Genomic DNA, 19867 nt, shown 5'->3' with positions numbered 1-19867 from the left:
GATGACGGCGCGACGAAACTCGCACGAGAAGCCAACGTGCACTCTCCGTAAACGTTGCACCGTTACGACTTATTTAGCTCGCTCAGAGCCAGGAAAACTCGCTGCATTGTACGTTAGCGGACAGAGCCAATCTTTCGTCGCGCTGGACAACTTCGCAGGTCTAGAGAAATCAGACATGCGACGGTCTGACGCTCGTGCTGCGCAACGCGCAATCGGAACGCAGCTTCATGACTGCCCGTTTCACCGGCACACCACAAAATCAAGGAGCCATGCATGAGCTTGCGAAGTTCTTTTCTGATTCTCACCTTCGTCGCGGCTATCTCGGTCACGTCGGGCTCGGCCGTGCTTGCTGCGCCGATCGTTCCTTCCCCGATCGGCCCTGCCGGCGCATCCGTGCAAACCGTGCAGTACAGGCATTGGCATCACGGGTGGCACCGACCTTACTGGCACCGGGATTACGGACCGGGCGCCGCAGTCGTCGGCGGTCTAGCCGCTGGAGCTCTCATCGGAAGCGCGATCGCGAACAGTGAGGCAAGGGCAGACGCGGGTGCATACTGCGCGCAGCGCTACAAGTCCTATGACCCCGCATCCGGTACGTATCTCGGCTACGACGGCGTCCGTCATCCCTGTCCATAGCCTGTTCCGCCATTCCCATCCGCGCTTCCGGTGCGCGGCTACACGAGCCGAGTGGAGGCGCGCGAATGGACAGGGTCGAATTCATGAAGCGGGTCGCGATCGCGGTGGCGATCGCGACCATTCCGTTTTTGTTGTGGTACTTTCGGTCGGTGGTCCTGGTCGCAGTGGGCGCGATGCTGCTGTCGGTGGTGGCTTGATTTGATGAGCCAGCCGTTGCGCTGGTGCAGACTTCCCAGGGCAGCCTCCGTCGCTTTAACCCTGGTCCTTCTTTTCGCGTTGATGGGGGCGGCCGGCTACGTATTCGGTACTACACTGTCGAACGAGATGCAGGACGTGGTCGATCGCGCGGATCTCGCTGCCAGGACGATCGCGGGCGACCTGCAAGGATCACGATGGGGTGCCGCCGTCCTGAAGCGCATCGATGCGAGCCAGCTTTCGCTGGCGAGCTGGGCCGGAAACATCGTCAGTGTGAGCAGCAGTCTGTTCGCCTCGATAGTGGTCATGATCGGAATGGGCGGCTATATCGTGGCTCAGCCGGCGCTGTATCGGGCGGAATTCCGCAAGCTGTTGCCAAGGAGAAGTGCCGAGTGGGTGGAGATGACCGCCGGCCACATCGCGGCGTCGCTCAAGCTATGGTGCATCGGACAAGCCATCCAGATGCTGCTCGTCGGCGCGCTTACCACGCTTGCGGTCTGGCTGATCGGCTTGCCATCGCCGCTTGCCCTAGGCGTCATCGCCGGTCTTGCCGAATTCATCCCCTACGTCGGTCCTTTGATAGCGGCACTGCCCGCGCTTCTGGTGGCTACGTCGCAAGGGTGGTCACTCCTGGCTTGGACCGTCGTGGCCTACGTTGCAATCCAGCAGATCGAAGGAAATCTGCTGCTTCCGGTCATCCAGCGGCGGCTGGTCGCCATCCCTCCGGCGACCATGCTGTTCGGAATCCTGGTCGTCGGTGCCTTCTTCGGGTTGCAAGGGGTCGTGTTCGCGGCACCCATCACCGTGATGGTCTATGCCACTATGGAGAACCAAGCGCGTAGCAAAGCAAGAGGTCCTTGCACCTGCGAATGAAGGTATCTCGTCGCACATCTTCTTCCATGCGCGGCGCGCCGGAGAGAGCCTCGATGTCAAGTAGCGCGAATACGATCGAGACCGAGAAACCGTCGATGGTCTTCACGTCCTTACTCGTCCTGATCCCGATCTCGATGGGTCTTAGATACATGCAAGCGCCCGTCCTGACGACATTCGTTGCCAGTGCCGGCTCCATTGCGGTGCTCGCGGAGTGGATCCGCCGTGGAACGGAGCAGCTGGCGAGACACGCGGGTCCGACCATCCGCGGGCTCGTCATGGTGAGCTTCGGTAGCGTGGCCGAACTCGTACTGGCCCTGTTCGTCCTTGCGAATGGCCAGGCTTCCGTCGTCCAGGCGCAGATCACGGGCTCGATTATCGGAACAAGCCTTCTGGGCCTAGGGATCGCCATTCTGGCGGGTGGGCTGTCGCGACGGCGCCAGACGTTCAGCTCCAGCAAGGCCGGCCTTCAGTCGACGCTTTTGATCTTGGCAGTGATCGCGCTGCTTCTACCTGCAATATTCGACTACACTGCCCGGCAAGATCATCTGCATAACGTCCGTCTGACCGACGAAGAGCTGAGCCTTGGCGCATCAATCGTGCTGCTTGTACTCTACGGCGGAAACCTCGCCTATACTCTGATCACCCACCGCGATGCCTTCGCTGACGAGGAGGCTAACGGCGATCGCTCGTGGAGCCTGGGCCTCTCGATCGGCGTCGTCGTGGGCTGCACCGCGGTCATTGCCCTCGAAGCGGAGATCGTCTCGGACGTGCTGACGCAGACGGCCGAGACCCTGAGAATTTCGACTGTGTTTCTGGGAGTCGTTGTGCTGGCGCTCGTCGGTACATCCGCCGACCTGTTCGCGGCAAGCTGGTTCGCACGCAGCGATCGGATGACGCTGGCATTGAGCATCTGCATCGGATCGGCGATCCAGCTGGTCCTGGTCGTGACCCCGGTTCTGGTCCTGGCCTCAGCCTTTATGGATAGTCCGATGAGCCTGGTGTTCGGCAACCCACTCTATCTGTTCGCCATTGCGAGCACGGCATTTATCGTCAGCGCGGTCGCGCGCGACGGCGAGACGACCTGGTTCGAGGGCCTGCTTCTCGTGGGAGTGTACGTTCTGTTCGCGCTCGGCTTCTTCTTCATCGGCCCGGGCTGACGGCCGCACCTCGCCGCGCGTCACGTCCCTTCGGCTTCCGGACAGGGTTGTGGATTCATCGGGTATGGACCGCTTCCGAGCTCCGCTTCTTGTGCTCACTCCGGAGAATCTGTCGGCTGATCTTGCGGTCCCGCTTGAAAGCGCCTTGCGTCGCCTGATAGGCGGCAATCCCGGGCGTCTCCTTCGACTTGTCCGTCGTCCCGTGAGCTGCCGGAGCGAGCACGAAGGCCGCCGCGCATGTCTGCAGTACAAGGCGTTCGAAACGGATCATCTCGTCTCTCCTCTTTCCTGAGCGGAGTCGGTTGCGGTCGAGTGCCGCACGTCGCCAACTTTCGACGCCGAGACCGGAGGCGCCGAATTTCCCCATGCGTTCCTGATGTAGGTGGCGAGGTCGGCAATCTGCTGGTCCGAGAGCTTCCATTTGAACGCGGGCATGGAGACCTGCGTAGGTCTTGCATCGGTCGTTGCCGCATGAGCTCCGTTCAGGATCAACCGCACGATGGTGGTTGGATCCCGGTCCTGGACGGCGCTGTCACCCTGGAGGCGGGGAAACATAGCAGGCACGCCCTGACCTTCGGCCTGATGGCAGCCCGAGCAATTGTCGACGTAGAGCGCTTTCCCGACGGTCAGGACCTTGGAATCGGGCTGCGTCTGATCGTCTTTGTGTTCTCCGGCACCTGAAGGCACGTCCTTGAGGTAGGTCGCTATCGCTTTCAGATCGTCGTCTTTCAGCTTCGAAGTCGAGAACGTGATGACCTCCGACATCGGGCCGTATGCGACCGTGCGGGAATTGCGCCCCGTCTTGAGAAACGCCACGATATCGTCCACTGACCAGTTTCCCAAACCGGACCGCACGTCGGCCGTCAGATTTGGGGCGTACCAATCCTGGAGCTTCCCGCCGCGCAGCGCGGACTGCTTCTCGGAAGCCCCCAGCACGTTGGTGGGCGTGTGGCAGGCTCCGCAATGTCCGAGGCCTTCGACCAAATAGGCCCCCCGATTCCATTCGGGTGATTTCTGATCGTCGGGCTTGAAGGTGCCTTCATGGAAGAACAGCTCGTTCCACCCCTTCATGACGACGCGTTCGTTTAACGGCCACGCGAGTTGGTTCGGCGGAGGGGAGTTGGCGACGGGATCTAGCGAGCTCAGAAAGGCCTTGAGAGCGTCGGCATCTTCGCGGGTGACTTTGGTATACCAGGGGTAGGGAAACGCTGGATAGAGATAGCTGCCATCGGCCGAGATGCCCTGGTGCAGGGCGCGGTAGAACTGATCGTCGGACCAGGCGCCGATCCCGGTCGTTCGGTCGGGCGTGATATTGGCAGAGTAGATTGTTCCGAAGGGCGTCGGAATCGCGCGGCCGCCGGCGAACGGCTTGCCTCCAGGCGCGGTATGGCAGGCCTCGCAGTCGCCGGCAGCCGCGAGATAGCGGCCTCGCTCGACCTGAGCAAAGGACAGTTGCTCGCCCCGGGCGGGGAAAACGCAGAATGCTGCGGCACAGGCGCAGACCAACGACAACCTGACGAGAGCAAACAACATTGCGCCTCTCCTACGCTTGAACCAGCGGCCCGGGACTTTTCAGATATTGCGTTCTGATGGCGTGAGCGGACCAGAGCGCCAGCGCGGCGACGGTGCCTGTCGGGTTGTAGCCCGGGTTCTGCGGGAACCCCGAGGATCCCATCACGAACAGGTTCGAGACGTCCCAGTGCTGCAGATAGCGGTTGATGACGCTTTCCCGCGGATTGGAGCCCATGATCGCTCCGCCGGTGTTGTGCGTCGTCTGATACGGCGTGATGTCATAGTGGCCCTTCCGGGGATTGCTCCTGATCTCACGTGGCTTCATCGCGCGGGCGATCTCTTCGGCCTTTCCCGTCAGGAAATCCGACATCTTGTGCTCGTTGTCGGTGTAGTCGAACGTCATGCGCATCAGCGGGCGACCGAGAAAGTCGCGGTAGGTCGGATCCAAATCAAGGTGGTTTCCCCGGTGGCTCATGACCGCCCCATGCGTAGAGATCGACATCGAGCGCAGATAGTTTTGCACAACCGCTTTCTTCCACTTAGAGCCCCATTTGGGCGTTCCATCCGGAACGAGATGGGTCTCGATCGGACGACCGTTGGTATTCCAGCAGGCTATGTAACCGCCTCCGACGAAGCCCAGATTGGTGTGGTCGAAATTATCTCCGTTGAACTCGTCGACCACGGTCCCTAGCGCGCCGGCGCCGATGAACGGGTTCAGGATCTTGTCGTCGTAGAATACGTCGACGCTCGAGACGATTTGATAGGCATAGTTCTTGCCAAGCGTCCCGGCTCCTGTGTTGGGGTCGTACGGAGTGCCGATTGCTGACAGGAGCAGAAGGTGGACATTGTGCAAAACGAACGCGCTGAGAACGATCAGGTCGGCCGGCTGCTCGTACTCTTCGCCTTGAGTGTCGACGTAGGTGACGCTGACCGCCCTCTTCCCATCGCTGTCCAGGTTGATCTTGATGACCTCACACTCGGTCTTCAACGTGAAGTTCTTCTTGCGAAGCAGGACCGGGAGGATGGTCGTCTGCGGACTTGCCTTGGAATAGTTACCGCAACCGAATTTCTCGCAGAAGCCGCAATAGGTGCACGGTCCGAGCTGCACGCCGAGCGGGTTGGTGTAAGCGCGAGACATGTTCGCTGATGGCGCGGGGAACGGCGTCAACCCGATATCCCGTGCCGCTTCTGCGAAGAGTGTCGGACCATAGGTCATCGCCATGGGCGGGTTCGGATAGTCTCTGGCACGGGGACCTTCGAACGGATTTCCTCCGGGTTGGGTCTGTCCCCTGATATTGCCGGCCTTGCCCGATATCCCGCAGAGGTATTCCCACGTGTCGTAATAAGGTTCCAGATCGTCATATGTGATGCCCCAATCCTGGATGGTCATGTCTTGGGGTATCGCCGCTGCGCCATAGCGGTCGCTGTTATGGCTGCGCGCGACGAAGTCGCTCGGCAGGAAACGCCAGTTCTGTCCGTTCCAATGGATTCCCGCTCCGCCGACGCCTGTCCCGGGGAGGAAGGAGCCGAGTTGACGCATCGGCAGAGCGGTTTCGTTTGCCGAGTTTCGGAAGGTCAGCGTCTCGCGTGCGGGCTCCTGGAAGAGCTCATGGCGGTAATAGTAGCGGAGCTCGTCCTGGATGAACGTGGTGGCGAAATCGGTGGTGGTGTCGCGCCATCCTCCCCGCTCGAGCGCCAGGACATTCAGCCCGGCATCGGTCAGCTCCTGACCCATCAAGGCGCCGGTCCAGCCGAAGCCCACGAGAAGCGCATCGACCGCCGGCAACTTGGTGGCCATATCGATCTCCTATGCCTTCGAGCTCCAGTCGGGCCGACCGTAGATCGCGACGGGCGGCAACGGGTAGCGCTTGCCGTGTTGACCGACGAAGTCCCGATAGTCGTACCTCGCACCGGGAAAACCGATCATCTTCCAAGCCGCCATGCCCTTGTTGCCGCCGTACATGGGATCGGCGAAGTAGCCTTCCTGGGTGTTGAGGAGGAATTGCTTGAAGAATGCCTTGGCATCCACGTTCTGAAGCTTGGCCTTACCTTCTTCGAGCTCTCCGAGGACGGTGTCCTGCTGCTCCGTGCCGAGTTCAACAAAGGGCTTCCCGCCGAATTTGCCGCGACAATAGACGTCAATCGCCTTGATCGCGGCGCGGTACATCTGCGCCGGCGTCATCCTCGACTGGTAGCCTTGACTATCCGTGCCCTTCGACCATGGTCCCGCCATATACCAGCGCTCGGCTCTGCCGTAGGCTCCAGCGAGCTGGCGATCGATGAAGAGTGTGACGCCGAGCTCGCGCGCGCCGGGCCCCATATCATCCTGTGGTATCAGACGCGACACGGCGGCATCGAGCCAAGCCGCTTCGTCCGCTGTGAAAAACCGATAATCGCTCCCGCCGACCGGGGATGGTTTGTTCGCCTCGCCAGGGGCCCAAGGGACTTCCTGTGCGATTGTGTCTGCCGTGGCGGGGGCGGTGGGAAGGGCCAAGGATGTACCAGCAGCAAGCCCCGCGGTAAGCAGGTCGCGTCGACTGACTTCCCGCTTCGTCCCTCTCGATATCGACATGATCGGAACCCCTGTGTGGCCGCATCAACACTCTGGAAAGGCCGACGTTCGCTCGGCTGCCGCGGGTTCTGGGGAAATTCGGTACGCTTCCGGACCGATCCGGCAGCTTATGCTGTCAGTTGCGGCGCACCTCGGCCTCAAGCAGGCCTACGAACTCAAAAACGTTCTGTGCTTGCGCCGCCTTGAGGAGGCAGCGATCCCGTTCTTTGCCAGGGGGCAGCTCTTGCGCTTCCTGCTTGGCTCTCTCGGCGAGTTGCTTCAGCCGCTCGGGAAGCGGCAGCAAGGCTTCGGTGCGGCGACGACGCCGCCGTTTTGTCCCCTTCCGGCGACCTCGCCACGCCAACCGCTTCATGCCGCTTCCCGATTTGTCCAGGCCATCAAAGCACGACGCCTTACTTGGAATTGCCCTGGTGAGGTGAGGTAGAGCCAGTGGTGTTCTGGGATGAGCTACCCGATTGACCACCTTTGCTGTCGACGTTCATGGCTTCGAAGACCGACATCCCGTGGGGACCGATGGTCATCACCACTGGATTTCCATCCTTGCTCTTGGCCTGAACCACGAAGGACTCGGCAACGACATTGACGTCCGTGAAGCCTGCCTTCTGGAGATCTTGCTTTATCTGCTGCGCGGCTGCGAGATTTTGGTTCGAAGTGCCGGGCTGCTGCTGAGAGGAGGTGCTGGGCTGTTGTGATGCGGCTTGAGACCCTTTCGAAGCGTTCTGTGCGAGCGCGGGGCTTGCGAGAGCAAGTACGGCCACGGCCGAGGCAGTCATGAGTGTGCGTGTCATTTGGGCGCCTTTCTAGTGGGAGAACAGATGCCTGAAATAGTGATCGACCTGGCGTTACGTTCCGGCAGCAGGGCTCGGTCGCACGTGATGGTCGGTACGTCAGCGAACAGTGGCGCCCTCGCCGGCGGGCATAACAGAATTGTACGGTAGCGCGCCAAGATTCTGATGCTCGGACCGGGGGCGGTAGGCACGGAGCAGTTTCGAAATCGTTGAGCGTCACCTCGGCTGCGGGGCGCCGCGGCCATCACCCTGGGGTCACCTCATGCCGCTTAAAAGAGCCGTCGTCCAACATCGTCGGCGCAAATGCCATTTCGGCACCATTTGCGCGCAAGGGTCACGGATGCATGCTTCGCCGGTTCGACCTCCCACACCAGCACCTTTCGGCGGCCGAAGATGGACGGACGGGCGTAAGCGACGTTGAGATGTTCCCAGCCGGGCCAGGTGCATGCAGATTTTCCGCCCAGGCGCTGACACGATCGCGAAAGTTCTCCTGGCCTCGTGCGGTGCAGTCCCAATCCTTCTAGTCGGACTCGCCTACAGCATAATGAGTTCGCCCTACGCCACTGGAGAAGATGTGACGCGAAACCAGCCCGTTCCCTTCAGCCATGAACATCATGTTGGCGGTCTAGGTCTCGACTGCAGATATTGCCATACCTCGGTGGAGAAGGCGCGGTTTGCGGGCCTGCCCCCGACCGAGACCTGCATGACCTGTCATTCGCAGCTTTGGACGAACGCCGAGATGCTGGCGCCCGTAAGGGCGAGCCTCGCGCGCAACACCCCGATTGCCTGGCAACGGGTCAACAGACTGCCGGATTACGTCTACTTCGATCACTCGATCCATGTGGCCAAGGGCGTCGGGTGCACCACGTGCCATGGTCCAATCGACCAGATGAGACTGACGCGCCAGGCGGCACCGTTGACGATGCAGTGGTGCATCGATTGTCACCGCTCACCGCAGAAGGCACTGAGGCCGCGAGACGCGGTGTTCGATCCAAAATGGTCACCGCCGCAAAACCAGGAGGCGCTCGGTCGGAAGCTGATGGCAGAGTATCACGTTCGCGTCGATCACCTCACGGACTGCTCGATATGCCACAGGTAGACGAGCTGCCCATAAAAACCGCCTCCTTTTGCAGCCCGAGGATCGACCGTCGGCGCGCCTTGAGCCTCTTGGCTGCCGGGATCGCGGGAGGTCTGAGCGCTTGCAGCCGGCCGGATGAAGAGATCGTGCCCTATGTGACGATGCCGGATCGCCTGGTACCCGGAGAGCCGATGAAGTTCGCGACCACGCTGGCGCTGTCAGGCTACGGCCGCGGCGCGCTGGTCACCTCGGTGGACGGACGGCCGATCAAGATCGAGGGCAACCCGAAGCATCCAGCTAGTCTCGGTGCAACGGACATCTTCATGGAGGCAGCCGTACTCTCTCTTTACGATCCAGATCGGTCGCGGGCTGTACTACACGAGGGGGCCATCGCTGCGGCAGAGGCATTTCGCAGAGCTCTGCTCGAACAGAACCAATTGATGAAGCAGCGCCAGGGCAAGGGACTTCGAATCCTCACAGGTAAGGTCACTTCCCCTACCCTGCTGCGGCAGATCGACGATCTGTTCGCTAGATTTCCCGAGGCTTCTTGGCACGCCTATGATCCGATCGACGGTGCCGGGGCGAGCGCCGGAACCCTCTTCGCTTACGGGCGAGAGCTGGACCTCGTGCCGCATTTGGAGCGCGCGAACATCGTGGTCGCTCTCGATTCGGATCCGATCGGCCATGGTCCCGATCAACTGAGAAACGCCAGGGCTTTCGCGAACGGCCGCAAGCAGCCGGCAGGCGGCTTCTCGCGTTGGTACTGTGTGGAGTCTGCTCCGACGTTGACCGGGGCGAAGGCCGATCATCGGCTTGCCCTTCAGCCTGCCATCATCGAGGAAGTTGCGATCGCGATCGCCGGCGCGCTCGGCTCCCGGGCGCGAGCGCCCGCGATGCCGGAAAACGTGCAGCGCCTCGTGCGGCAAATCAGCTCGGACCTCAGCTCAGCGTCCGGCGGATCCATTGTTATCGCCGGCCGATCCCTTTCAGCCGAAACTCACGCGCTCGTCCATTGGATCAACGCCCGTCTCAAGGCGCCTCTCGATCTCATCGAGCGGATCGATCGCACGCCCTCGGGGCGTCAAGGGAGGACGCTCGCCGAACTTGTTCGCGATCTGGACGACGGCCAGGTCGACCAGCTCGTCATCCTCGGCGTTAACCCGGCTTATGATGCTCCCGCCGACCTTGATTTCGCTCGTGCGGCTCGCAACGCGCCGTTTCGCCTGCACATGGGCTGCTATGCCGACGAGACGGCCGCGATCTCGAACTGGCACCTTCCGCAAACTCATCCGCTCGAAGCCTGGTCGGACCTGCGCAGCCCAGACGGAACTGCCAGTCTCGTCCAGCCGCTGATCCGGCCGCTCTATCATACTAGAACGGATCACGAGCTCCTCGCGCTCCTCGCGGACGGGATCGACGCGAGCCCGCGCGATCTAGTACGTCAGACCTGGCAGCCAAACGCCGGAGCCGATTTCGAGGGCTGGTGGACGCGCGCGCTGCACGACGGAGTGATTTCCGGCAGCGCCAGCCCGCCTGTGACGCCGCATGAGCCCAAAATACCCGAGCTGCCGAGAGCGAGCGCGCCGCCGGGCTTCTCATTGGTGCTGCAGCCCGATCCGGCCGTCTGGGACGGCTCATTCGCGAACAATGCCTGGTTGCAGGAATGTCCGAGACCGCTCACGAAGCAGGTCTGGGGCAACGCTCTGACGATCAATCCTCGCGACGCCGAGCCTTTTGGCGTGTCAGGAGGCGACGTCGTCTCGATCCGGTCCGAGCACGGCACAGTGGAGGCGCCGGTGCTCATCGATCCGGCCGCCGCTGCCGGGGTCGGTAGCCTCACGCTCGGGTATGGCCGGACGCGAGCGGGTGCGATCGGCGACGGAATTGGCGCCGATGCGAACCGGCTGCGCGCCGTCAAAACCCCGTGGCTGTTGGCGGCTGCCTCCATCAGCAAGACGGCTCGAAAACAGGACCCGCTCACCACCCAGAATATCGTACGCGCCGCGGACTACGTCGCCGAACTCTATCCAATGCGCAAGCTTGCGGAAGCCGCGCGCCCCGTCGGATCTCCGGATCCGGAGAACACTTCCAGCCTGCTGCCTGCGGCTCCGCCCCGAAGCGGCGATGAATATGCATGGGCCATGGTCATCGACACGTCACTGTGCATCGGCTGCAACGCATGCGTCGTTGCCTGCCAGGCCGAGAACAACGTGCCCGTCGTCGGCCCGGAAGAAGTTGCCCGGGGCCGGGACATGCATTGGTTGCGGGTCGATGTCTATGATCACGGAACGGCGCACAGTCCAGCACTCGGTTTCCAGCCTGTCCCGTGCATGCATTGCGAGCACGCCCCCTGCGAACCGGTCTGCCCCGTGGCAGCCTCCGTGCATGATAGCGAAGGCCTGAACGCGCAGGTGTACAACAGATGCATCGGCACGCGCTTCTGCCAGGCCAATTGCCCGTACAAGGTCCGTCGTTTCAATTTCCGCGGTTACGCCGACGGGCAGGAATACGCCAACCTTGGTCTGGAATCCTACCGCGCCCAGAAGAATCCGGAGGTGACGGTCCGCGCCCGCGGCGTAATGGAAAAATGCACCTACTGCGTCCAGCGGATCAGCGGAGCCAGGCGAGCGGCCGAACGTGAGGATCGCCGCATCGGCACCGACGAAGTGCGGACTGCCTGTCAGAGCGCTTGTCCGACGAACGCGATCGAATTCGGCGACCTCAATCAGAGCGGCTCGAAGGTGAATCGAAGTAGGTCTGATCCACGACATTATGCGCTGCTTGCTCATCTCGACACGCGCCCACGCACAACCTACCTCGCCGATGTCCGGAATCCCTCTTCGCGTTCCGACGGAGACGCTGAATGACCGCCGTCCTGGAGCCCGATGAGGCCGCGACCGCGCCTTGGATCTCCGCCTATCGCGCAAGCGACGTGGAGATCACCCAGGCAGTGACTACTCCCCTCTTCAGGAATCCGGGGAAGGTCTGGTGGCTCGCCCTCCTTCTCAGTGCGCCCTTTATGGCTTGGTTCGTGGCGGCCCTCGGCTGGGTCTTTTACCGCGGTATCGGCGTTTGGGGCGTCAACTCGACCATCGTGTGGGGTGTCGCCATCGCTGATTACGTATGGTGGATCGGCATCGGTAACGCCGGGACGCTGATCTCCGCCATGCTGCTGCTCACGCGGCAAAGGTGGCGCGCTTCCATCAATCGCTTCGCGGAGGCGATGACGTTGTTCGCCGTGGCCATCGCTGGGTTGATGCCGATCGTGCATCTAGGCCGTCCCATTTACGCCTACTGGCTCGCTCCTTACCCGAACACCATGTCGCTCTGGCCGCAGTGGCGGAGCGCGCTGGTGTGGGATTTCTGGGCGATCATCAGCTATCTGCTGTTCTCGTTGCTGTTCTGGTACGTCAGCCTCATTCCCGATCTCGCAACGATGCGGGACAGAACGAAATCGCGGACCGGGCAGTTGTTGTACGGCGCGTTCGCGCTCGGCTGGTGCGGCTCGGTGCGGCAGTGGCGCGCCATGAAGATTCTCCATACGACAATGGCCGCTCTCGGCGTGCCCCTTGTCTGCTCGGTGCATTCGATCGTCGGCCTGGACTTTGCGGCCAGCCTCATGCCGGGTTGGCAGGAAAGTATCTTTCCGCCCTACTTCGTGGTCGGCGCCATGTACTCCGGATTCGCAATGGTCGTCGTGCTGGCTCTAGCGATCCGCTGGGGCTTTGACCTTCAGGCGATCATCACACGCGAGCATCTGGACGTGATCGCGCGTGTCCTGCTGATGTCCTCGATCGTGATGGGCTATTCCTACGCCAGCGAATGGTTCATGGGGTGGTACGGTGGGGCGCGCAGCGATCGGAGCCTTGTGGCGTTCGAGTTTGCCGGCACATACGCTCCGCTGTTCTGGGCATTGCTCGGCTGCAATGTCGTCCTGCCCCAGGCGCTCTGGTTGCCGCGCGTACGTGGGTCTCTTGTCGCTTTGTTCGCGATCTCTGTCGCGATCAACGTCGGAATGTGGCTCGAGCGCATCCTGATCGTCTGGAATACGCTTTCGCATGGCTATATGCCGAGCTTGTGGCGAGCCTTTCACTTCACGATCTGGGACTTGGCCTTTGTCATTGCGCCGCTCGGCTTCTTCGCCTTCCTGTTCCTGATGTTCGTGCGGCTCATCCCTGCGGTCTCCATGTTCGACATGCGCGAGCTCGCGCACCGGGAGGATATGGCATGACGTGGCCTCTCCTCGCGGAATTCCAGGATCCGGCCACCCTGATTGCCGCTGCCCGGAGGCTGAAAGGCAGTCCGCGCTTCACCGTGCTCGATGCCTTTACCCCGTTCCCGGTGGACGAACTCCATGAGCTCATCGACGTCGGCCCTCCAAGAATCCGGGTCGCTATGTTCCTGGCGGGTTTCTCTACCGCGGCGTTCGCCTTCGGCCTGCAATGGTACAGCGCGGTGATCGACTATCCGATCAATAGCGGCGGCCGACCTCTGAACTCGTGGCCGGTTTTCCTCCTTGTTCCCTTCGAGGTCGGCATATTCGCCGCGGCGCTCGCCGGATTTATCGCCCTGCTCTGGACGACCGGTCTGCCACAATTGCACCAGCCGCTGTTCGACGTGCCGAGCTTCGAGCGTTCGACACAGGACCACTATTTCCTGCTCGCAAAAGGAGAGAACGAGGAGAGGACGCACGCCCTTCGGCAGCTTCTTCGAACTGCCGGCGCGCTGAGAGTTACCGAGGTACGAGCGCCATGATCGAGCGGCTCGCGATCCCGATCTGCGCCGCATTGCTGCTGTCCGCGTGCGATGACGTCTCGATGACCCAGCAGAACCGCTACCGAACCTTCACGCGTGCCGCGCTGTTCGACAACGGCACTGAAGCACAACTCTTGCCGGATGGGGTGGTCGCCCAAGGCGACCTGAGGCGGCAAAGCAGGTCTGTGCAAAGACCGCAGGTCAATGCCGAGCTGCTCAAGCGCGGGCGCGAGCGTTACGACATCTACTGCTCTCCCTGTCATGGTTTGTCAGGGAGCGGTGACGGAGTGGTCGTCCAGCGAGGCTTCCCGGCGCCACCTTCGTATCACGGCAGCCGCCTACGGGCCGCATCCGCCCAACACTTCTTTGATGTGATCACCAACGGTCACGGTGTGATGTTCTCGTATGCCGCTCGCGTTGACCCGAGTGATCGATGGGGCATTGTCGCCTACATCCGGGCGCTCCAGGAGTCTCAGAGAGCAAATGTAGCAGACACTCCCGAACTGCGGACGAGATTGCCATGACGGCGCATGCGAGCGCCTTTCGTTTGCAGAATTTGCGACGGTGGCCGGCGGTGTGCGGAATTCTGCTGCTGGGCGGCGCGGTGATCGCGGCAGCAGCTTGGCAAGGTCCAGCTCTCTCCCGCGCCTGGCTCGTTGCGTTCGGCGTCTGGAGCTGCGTGCCGGTGGGGAGCATGATGCTGCTGCTCATACATTCCCTGACCGGAGGCCGATGGGGCGAGGAGAGCGCAACCATCTTGAGAGCTTCGGCGGCGCTCACATCGGTTGTCGCCATCGCGTTTCTTCCCATACTCGTGAACTTCGGTCAGCTTTACCCATGGGCACATGCCGCCTCATCGCTCGCGCAGGACGTCGCCCAGAGATATCTGAATGGGCAAGGCTATGCCTTCCGCGCCGCCCTCGCGCTGTGCGGATGGTGGATCCTGGGGACGACATTCGCGCTGGGCAAGATGCGTCCCCTGCTGGCCGGCCTGGGGCTTGCCTTCTATGGCGCGATGATCAGTCTCGTGGCCGTCGACTGGTACCTTTCTTTGGAGCCGCGCTATGTCGCCAGCGCATTTCCGGCGACGATTGCCATCCAGCAGCTTGCGGCGGCTCTTGCTTTCGTCGCGGTCTTTGCGGCGCCATCGCTAGACGAATCCGTCGCATCCGACATCGGGGCGCTTCTCCTCGCGGCACTGCTCGGTGTCGTCTACCTGGAATTCATGACTTATCTGGTCGCATGGTATGGGGACCTGCCCGACAAAGCGGCCTGGTATTTGAAGCGGAGCTCATTCGTCTGGACAGCGATCATCGTCCTCGCATTCGTGCTAGGTGCGGTTTTGCCGTTCTGCATCCTTTTGCTGCGCAAAGGACGGCGGAGCCGCCACGGTCTCCAGTCGGCCGGAGCGCTCGTGCTGTTCGGCTCGACCCTCCACTTCGACTGGCTTCTCGTACCCGCATTTGAAGATCAGGTGAACGTTGTGGTGGTGGGCACCGGTGCTCTCGCCATCTTGAGCGTCGGTTCGATGCTCGTCGGGAGCGCCCTGATCCCGGAGGCGAGTCATGTCCGATCGTGAGATGGCGGACCGCGCGCTGCCGCAATCGCCGGACGTTGCCACACGGCGCATTCTCGTCGCCGTCGGAGGCTACCTCGGCTTCGTCGCGCTCGGCATGATCGCCATGTTTTTCTACATCAAGGCGGACGCGCCGACAGCTTTCATGCCTCCAGTCGAACATCGATTTCCGCAACCCTCACTGCAGACATCCCCGCAACAGGATCTGGCCGAGATATTGCTGAAAAAGAGACAGTCTCTGTCGCAGTACGGGTGGATCGACAAAAGCAAGGGCCTCGCGAGAATTCCTATCGACAGGGCGATAGACATCGTGATCGCTCGAGGCGAGCGGGGCTACGACCCTCTCGAAGCTCCTCCCGCACCGGCGGCCCAAACTACTCCGGGAGCGCAACAATGAAGCTTCTTGCGCTCGTTTTTCTTCTGACCACCTGGTCGTCGGCCGCTCTAGCCGGACTGACCGAACAGCAACTCGGCGAGTTGGCACTTGCCCCGGCTCCTCGAGCCCAGGTGCCGATGGAGCTCGGATTCAAGGACATTGAAGGTAACAGTAGGTCGATTGGCGAGGCTGTAGGCGGGAGGCCCGCCTTGTTGCTGCCGGTCGACTTCGCCTGCTCGCAGATCTGCGGGCCTGCGCTAACTATTGTTACGGGCGCACTCCAAGAGACCGGATTGACCGCCGGTCGGGACTATAGCCTGGTGGTGTTCGGGATCGATCCGCGGGATGACGCGATCGCGGCGCGGCGATTCATCGCCGGCCAGGTCAGCGGACCTGGAGTATCCGTTCTGATCGGTAACGAAGCTGCCATCGGCCAACTCACGAGATCCATCGGTTATCACTTTCAGACTGATGGGCAGAACGATGCGATCGCCCATCCCGCAGCGTTCGTCACCCTCACGCGTGACGGTCACGTCTCGCGCGCCTTCTCCAGCCTGGGCCTGCAACCCTTCGATCTCAGGCTGGGTTTGTTGGAAGCTGGACGTGGCACGATTGGGGGCCTTGCGGGGCGCATCGCCCTGCTCTGCTACGGATTCGACGCGGTGCACGGTGTCTATAGCGCGCAGGTAGGGTTCGCGCTGAAGCTCGGTTGCGCCGTCACTCTCGTGTTTTTGGTCGCGGCGATAGCCATGATGTGCCGCCGGTCGGGCAGCGGGGTGGCCCCATGAACGCGATATTCGCGCTACCGGAGGCCAGTACGCAGGCGGTTCGAGTGGATGGCATTCTCGCCGCTCTCGTGATCGTCTCGGCACTCACGCTTGCGCTCGTCTTTGGCCTGCTCGTCTCCTTCGCAATCCGGTACCGGCGCGGCTCGAAGGCCAAACGGGGCCGATTGCCGGAGATCGTCAATCGCGAATTCGAAGTGGGTTGGACGGCCGCGACATTCTTCCTCTTCGCATTCCTGTTCTGGTGGGCCGCCTCGGCCGACGTCGGCGCGTTGACGGCGCCGGCAAACGCGCTGGAAGTGCATGTGCTCGCGAAGCAATGGATGTGGAAGACGCAACACGCGAACGGCGCCCGTGAAATCGACGAACTGCACGTTCCGGTCGGACGGCCCGTTCGGCTCGTCATGACCTCCCAGGACGTCATTCACTCGTTCTTCGTCCCCGCTTTCCGGATCAAGCAGGACGTCCTGCCGGGACGCAACACCGAGACCTGGTTCCAAGCGACCAAGCTCGGGGTCTTCCACCTGCTCTGCGCCGAGTATTGCGGCACCAACCATTCGGCCATGCGCGGCCGGATCACAGTGATGCGCGAGGAAGACTATGCCCGCTGGCTGAGCGCACAGCCGGAAGGCGACGACCTCGCGCATGTCGGCGCGAAACTGTTCGTCTCCCAGGGTTGCTCCGGTTGCCACGCCTCATCTTCAGCCGTGCATGCTCCCAAGCTGGAGGGTCTCTACGGCCGGACCGTGCAGCTGTCGGACGGGCGGCAGGTTAGGGCCGACGACGCCTATATCCGAGATTCAATGCTGCAACCTAAGCGCGACATCGTCGCCGGGTTCGACCCGATCATGCCCAGCTTCGCCGGACTGCTGGATGACGGCGACATACAAAGCCTGACCGCATTCATCCGCTCTCTTGGACAGGAGCACGGCCATGACTGATGCGGCTCTCGCAGGCGAACTGCCGTTTCCGCCCCGCCCCGACTATCTCCGCGCCGGGAGCACCCTTCTGTCCTGGTTGGCCAGCACGGATCACAAGCGCATCGCCATTCTGTATGCGCTGACCATCACGGTGTTCTTCTTCATGGGAGGCGCCGCGATCACGGCTGTCCGCGTTGAGCTGTTCGTTCCGAACGGCTGGTTCCTGACTTCAGATACCTACAATCGGCTGTTCTCGTTCCACGGCATCATCATGGTCTGGTTCTTCCTGGTGCCTTCGATCCCGAATACTTTCGGAAATTTCCTGTTACCTCTGATGATCGGAGCGCCCGATGTGGCGTTTCCGCGGCTCAACCTGTTCAGCTGGTACCTGACCCTGGTCGGCGGGATCTTCGCCGTTTACACGCTCGTCGCCGGAGGCGTGGATACGGGCTGGACGTTCTACACGCCATTCTCAACCATGTTCTCCAACACGCATGTTCTGACCGCCGCCGCGGCCGTCTTTGTCGTCGGTTTCGCGAGCATCGCGACTGGCGTGAACTTCATCGCAACCACGCATATGTTGCGCGCGCCTGGGATGACCTGGTTCAGGCTGCCGATGTTCGTGTGGTCGATCTACGCCACCTCCATTGTGATGGTGCTCTCGACGCCGGTGCTGGCGATCTCCCTGATGCTCGTCATAGCCGAGCGTTGGCTGGGGCTGCCCATCTTCGATCCCGTGCGCGGGGGGGATCCTATCCTGTTCCAGCACCTGTTCTGGTTCTACTCCCATCCCGCAGTATACATCATGGTGCTGCCGGCCATGGGCGTGGTTTCGGAGATCATTCCTTGTTTCGCCCGGCGTCGGCTGTTCGGCTACGACTTCATGGTCTATGCTATCATCGCGATCGCCGGCATCGGCTTTTTCGTCTGGGGACACCATATGTTCGTGTCCGGACAGTCGCCCTACGCTAGTTTAATCTTCTCGTTTCTGTCGTTTGTCATCGCGGTGCCGTCCGCGATCAAGGTGTTCAACTGGACGGCCTCGCTCTACCGCGGACAGATCAGCTTCAACTCGCCTATGATCTACGCCCTTGGCTTCGTCGGATTGTTCACTACCGGTGGGCTCTCCGGTCTGTTTCTGGCGTCCATACCGGTCGACGTGCACGTGACCGACACCTACTTCGTGGTGGCTCATTTCCACTACATCATGGTCGGCGGTTCGGTGTCCGCGTTCTTCGGCGCGCTACACTTCTGGTGGCCGAAGATCACCGGGAAAATGTACCCGGAGTCATGGGCGGAGTTTGCGGCCATCACGATGTATTTCGGTTTCAACATGACCTTTCTGCCGCAGTTCGTGGCCGGCTACCTGGGCATGCCGCGGCGCTACCACACCTATCCGGCCGAGTTCCAGGTTTACAACGTGATGTCGTCGGCCGGTGCGGCCGTGCTCGCAGCTGCGTATCTCCTTCCCCTCGTGTATCTCATGTGGTCGCTTTTTCACGGCGCGCGTGCCTCCAACAATCCTTGGGGCGCGACCGGGTTGGAGTGGACGACGACCTCGCCGCCACCTCCGCACAATTTCGATCTCCAGCCGCTGGTCGACCGAGCTCCTTATCAATACCACGCTGAGGGCGAGTCGGCGGGGAGCGACGCGCCGGAAGTACAGAACGCGAGGTCGCTCCGATGAGTGACGCAACCGCACTGCTTCGAGAACCATGGCAACGCTTGGAGCGCCAGCGGCAGGCCGGGAAGTTCGGAATCTGGATCTTTCTCGCGAGCGAGACCCTGTTCTTCGGCGCGCTTTTGCTCACCTATGCGGTCTGCCGCATCGAGCATCCCGACGCCTTCGCCGCCGCGGGGCGGGAGACCAACATCTGGTTCGGCACGATCAACACCGCGATCCTCCTCACGAGCAGCCTTACCATGGCCGTAGCCTCGCAAGCTGCGGCTCAGAAGGGACGCGTTAGGCAGCTGGTTCTCGCCTGCCTCGGTGCCACGGCTGCGCTGGGCGTGGCTTTCATGATCGTGAAGGGCTTCGAGTACAAGGAAGACATCGAGAAGCATCTCGTGCCCGGAACAGGCTTCGCGCTGTCGCAGCCGTCGGCACAGTTGTTCTACGGCTTGTATTGGCTCGTTACCGGCGTCCACGCCATCCATCTCACGATCGGGATCGCGCTGGTCGTCAGGCTAGTTCTGCTTGGAGCCGCCAGGCGAATTCGACTGCGGGGCAGTCCCGAACTGGAGGTGACGGCTCTCTATTGGCATCTCGTCGACGTGGTCTGGATCTTCCTGTACCCCCTCATCTATCTGCCCGGGAGGGCCTCATGAGCGCGGACCGCGGTCGTCAGGAGGGGTGGCTATTGAGATTGTGGCTCAGGAACGCTTTGGTCTGGGCTGCCCTGCTCGGTTTGCTCGTTCTCAGCATGTTTCTTGCGTACATCCCGATGGGACCGGTTACAGTTACTTCAGGCGTGGCCATCGCCGTCATTAAATCCTCTCTGGTGCTCGTCTTCTTCATGGAGCTGATCCGATCACGTGCGTTGATCAGGCTTGCCGCCCTCGCCGGACTGGTCTTCGTGGGGGTGATGTTCGCGCTTACTCTAGCGGACGTGCTGACCAGAAGCGGGAAGATTTAGGCAAAGGT

The 19867-nt window shown here is 61.7% G+C and carries 22 protein-coding genes; 17 read left to right on the top strand and 5 right to left on the bottom strand.

The window, feature by feature from the left end:
* The first annotated feature begins 273 nt into the window (after nt 1-273).
* The 4 genes from P6U28_RS05150 to cax all read left to right on the top strand — a co-directional run bounded on the left by P6U28_RS05150 (nt 274) and on the right by cax (nt 2861).
* Nucleotides 274-636, top strand: coding sequence for a BA14K family protein (locus tag P6U28_RS05150; RefSeq protein WP_407121861.1), 363 nt, complete (start codon nt 274-276; stop codon nt 634-636).
* A gap of 65 nt (nt 637-701) precedes the next feature.
* The gene (locus tag P6U28_RS05145; protein WP_407121860.1) at nt 702-833 is read left to right on the top strand and encodes a hypothetical protein; all 132 of its coding nucleotides are present in this window, start codon (nt 702-704) and stop codon (nt 831-833) included.
* A 4-nt stretch (nt 834-837) separates the two neighbouring features.
* Nucleotides 838-1704: an AI-2E family transporter gene (locus tag P6U28_RS05140; protein ID WP_407121859.1), complete on the top strand. Its 867-nt coding sequence runs from the start codon at nt 838-840 to the stop codon at nt 1702-1704.
* Between the two features lie 95 nt (nt 1705-1799).
* Nucleotides 1800-2861, top strand: a complete 1062-nt coding sequence (gene cax, locus P6U28_RS05135) for a calcium/proton exchanger (RefSeq protein ID WP_407121858.1) — start codon at nt 1800-1802, stop codon at nt 2859-2861.
* Nucleotides 2862-2916: 55 nt separating this feature from the next.
* Here cax and P6U28_RS05130 read toward each other — a convergent pair whose 3' ends face one another.
* The 5 genes from P6U28_RS05130 to P6U28_RS05110 form a co-directional block, all read right to left on the bottom strand.
* Nucleotides 2917-3132, bottom strand: coding sequence for a hypothetical protein (locus P6U28_RS05130; protein WP_122404584.1), 216 nt, complete (start codon nt 3130-3132; stop codon nt 2917-2919).
* A complete protein-coding gene (locus tag P6U28_RS05125) occupies nt 3129-4394 on the bottom strand; it encodes a c-type cytochrome (RefSeq protein ID WP_407121857.1) in 1266 nt (421 codons plus the stop codon). The genes P6U28_RS05130 and P6U28_RS05125 overlap by 4 nt, the downstream gene beginning before the upstream one ends.
* A 10-nt stretch (nt 4395-4404) precedes the next feature.
* Nucleotides 4405-6171, bottom strand: coding sequence for a GMC family oxidoreductase (locus P6U28_RS05120; RefSeq protein WP_407121856.1), 1767 nt, complete (start codon nt 6169-6171; stop codon nt 4405-4407).
* Between the two features lie 9 nt (nt 6172-6180).
* Nucleotides 6181-6945: a gluconate 2-dehydrogenase subunit 3 family protein gene (locus tag P6U28_RS05115; RefSeq protein WP_407121855.1), complete on the bottom strand. Its 765-nt coding sequence runs from the start codon at nt 6943-6945 to the stop codon at nt 6181-6183.
* A 115-nt stretch (nt 6946-7060) separates the two neighbouring features.
* A complete protein-coding gene (locus tag P6U28_RS05110) occupies nt 7061-7297 on the bottom strand; it encodes a hypothetical protein (RefSeq protein WP_407121854.1) in 237 nt (78 codons plus the stop codon).
* 103 nt (nt 7298-7400) lie between these two features.
* Between P6U28_RS05110 and P6U28_RS05105 the strand changes: the two genes are divergently transcribed.
* The 13 genes from P6U28_RS05105 to P6U28_RS05045 all read left to right on the top strand — a co-directional run bounded on the left by P6U28_RS05105 (nt 7401) and on the right by P6U28_RS05045 (nt 19859).
* Complete coding sequence (locus tag P6U28_RS05105) at nt 7401-7637, top strand: hypothetical protein (protein ID WP_145987033.1); 237 nt, start codon at nt 7401-7403, stop codon at nt 7635-7637.
* Nucleotides 7638-8178: 541 nt separating this feature from the next.
* Nucleotides 8179-8832, top strand: a complete 654-nt coding sequence (locus P6U28_RS05100; RefSeq protein WP_122404589.1) for a cytochrome c3 family protein — start codon at nt 8179-8181, stop codon at nt 8830-8832.
* The gene (locus tag P6U28_RS05095; RefSeq protein ID WP_209296332.1) at nt 8820-11678 is read left to right on the top strand and encodes a 4Fe-4S dicluster domain-containing protein; all 2859 of its coding nucleotides are present in this window, start codon (nt 8820-8822) and stop codon (nt 11676-11678) included. The genes P6U28_RS05100 and P6U28_RS05095 overlap by 13 nt, the downstream gene beginning before the upstream one ends.
* Complete coding sequence (gene nrfD, locus P6U28_RS05090; RefSeq protein ID WP_122404591.1) at nt 11675-13042, top strand: NrfD/PsrC family molybdoenzyme membrane anchor subunit; 1368 nt, start codon at nt 11675-11677, stop codon at nt 13040-13042. The genes P6U28_RS05095 and nrfD overlap by 4 nt, the downstream gene beginning before the upstream one ends.
* Nucleotides 13039-13566: a DUF3341 domain-containing protein gene (locus tag P6U28_RS05085; RefSeq protein ID WP_122404592.1), complete on the top strand. Its 528-nt coding sequence runs from the start codon at nt 13039-13041 to the stop codon at nt 13564-13566. The genes nrfD and P6U28_RS05085 overlap by 4 nt, the downstream gene beginning before the upstream one ends.
* Nucleotides 13563-14090 (top strand): c-type cytochrome, encoded by a 528-nt coding sequence (locus tag P6U28_RS05080; protein ID WP_407121853.1) that lies wholly within the window; start codon nt 13563-13565, stop codon nt 14088-14090. The genes P6U28_RS05085 and P6U28_RS05080 overlap by 4 nt, the downstream gene beginning before the upstream one ends.
* The gene (locus tag P6U28_RS05075) at nt 14087-15145 is read left to right on the top strand and encodes a hypothetical protein (RefSeq protein ID WP_244607722.1); all 1059 of its coding nucleotides are present in this window, start codon (nt 14087-14089) and stop codon (nt 15143-15145) included. Before P6U28_RS05080 ends, P6U28_RS05075 begins: the two co-directional genes overlap by 4 nt.
* Nucleotides 15132-15539, top strand: a complete 408-nt coding sequence (locus P6U28_RS05070) for a hypothetical protein (RefSeq protein WP_145987034.1) — start codon at nt 15132-15134, stop codon at nt 15537-15539. The genes P6U28_RS05075 and P6U28_RS05070 overlap by 14 nt, the downstream gene beginning before the upstream one ends.
* Nucleotides 15536-16306, top strand: coding sequence for an SCO family protein (locus P6U28_RS05065; RefSeq protein WP_122404595.1), 771 nt, complete (start codon nt 15536-15538; stop codon nt 16304-16306). Before P6U28_RS05070 ends, P6U28_RS05065 begins: the two co-directional genes overlap by 4 nt.
* Nucleotides 16303-17244, top strand: coding sequence for a cytochrome c oxidase subunit II (gene coxB, locus P6U28_RS05060; protein ID WP_122404596.1), 942 nt, complete (start codon nt 16303-16305; stop codon nt 17242-17244). The genes P6U28_RS05065 and coxB overlap by 4 nt, the downstream gene beginning before the upstream one ends.
* Nucleotides 17237-18910, top strand: a complete 1674-nt coding sequence (locus P6U28_RS05055) for a cbb3-type cytochrome c oxidase subunit I (RefSeq protein ID WP_407121852.1) — start codon at nt 17237-17239, stop codon at nt 18908-18910. Before coxB ends, P6U28_RS05055 begins: the two co-directional genes overlap by 8 nt.
* Nucleotides 18907-19551 (top strand): cytochrome c oxidase subunit 3 family protein, encoded by a 645-nt coding sequence (locus P6U28_RS05050; protein ID WP_122404597.1) that lies wholly within the window; start codon nt 18907-18909, stop codon nt 19549-19551. Before P6U28_RS05055 ends, P6U28_RS05050 begins: the two co-directional genes overlap by 4 nt.
* Complete coding sequence (locus P6U28_RS05045; RefSeq protein WP_122404598.1) at nt 19548-19859, top strand: cytochrome C oxidase subunit IV family protein; 312 nt, start codon at nt 19548-19550, stop codon at nt 19857-19859. Before P6U28_RS05050 ends, P6U28_RS05045 begins: the two co-directional genes overlap by 4 nt.
* Nucleotides 19860-19867: the final 8 nt, after the last annotated feature.

It is taken from the genome of Bradyrhizobium sp. STM 3561 (genome assembly GCF_045571455.1).
Classification (GTDB): domain Bacteria; phylum Pseudomonadota; class Alphaproteobacteria; order Rhizobiales; family Xanthobacteraceae; genus Bradyrhizobium; species Bradyrhizobium vignae.
This window is presented reverse-complemented; position numbering and strand designations above follow the sequence as displayed.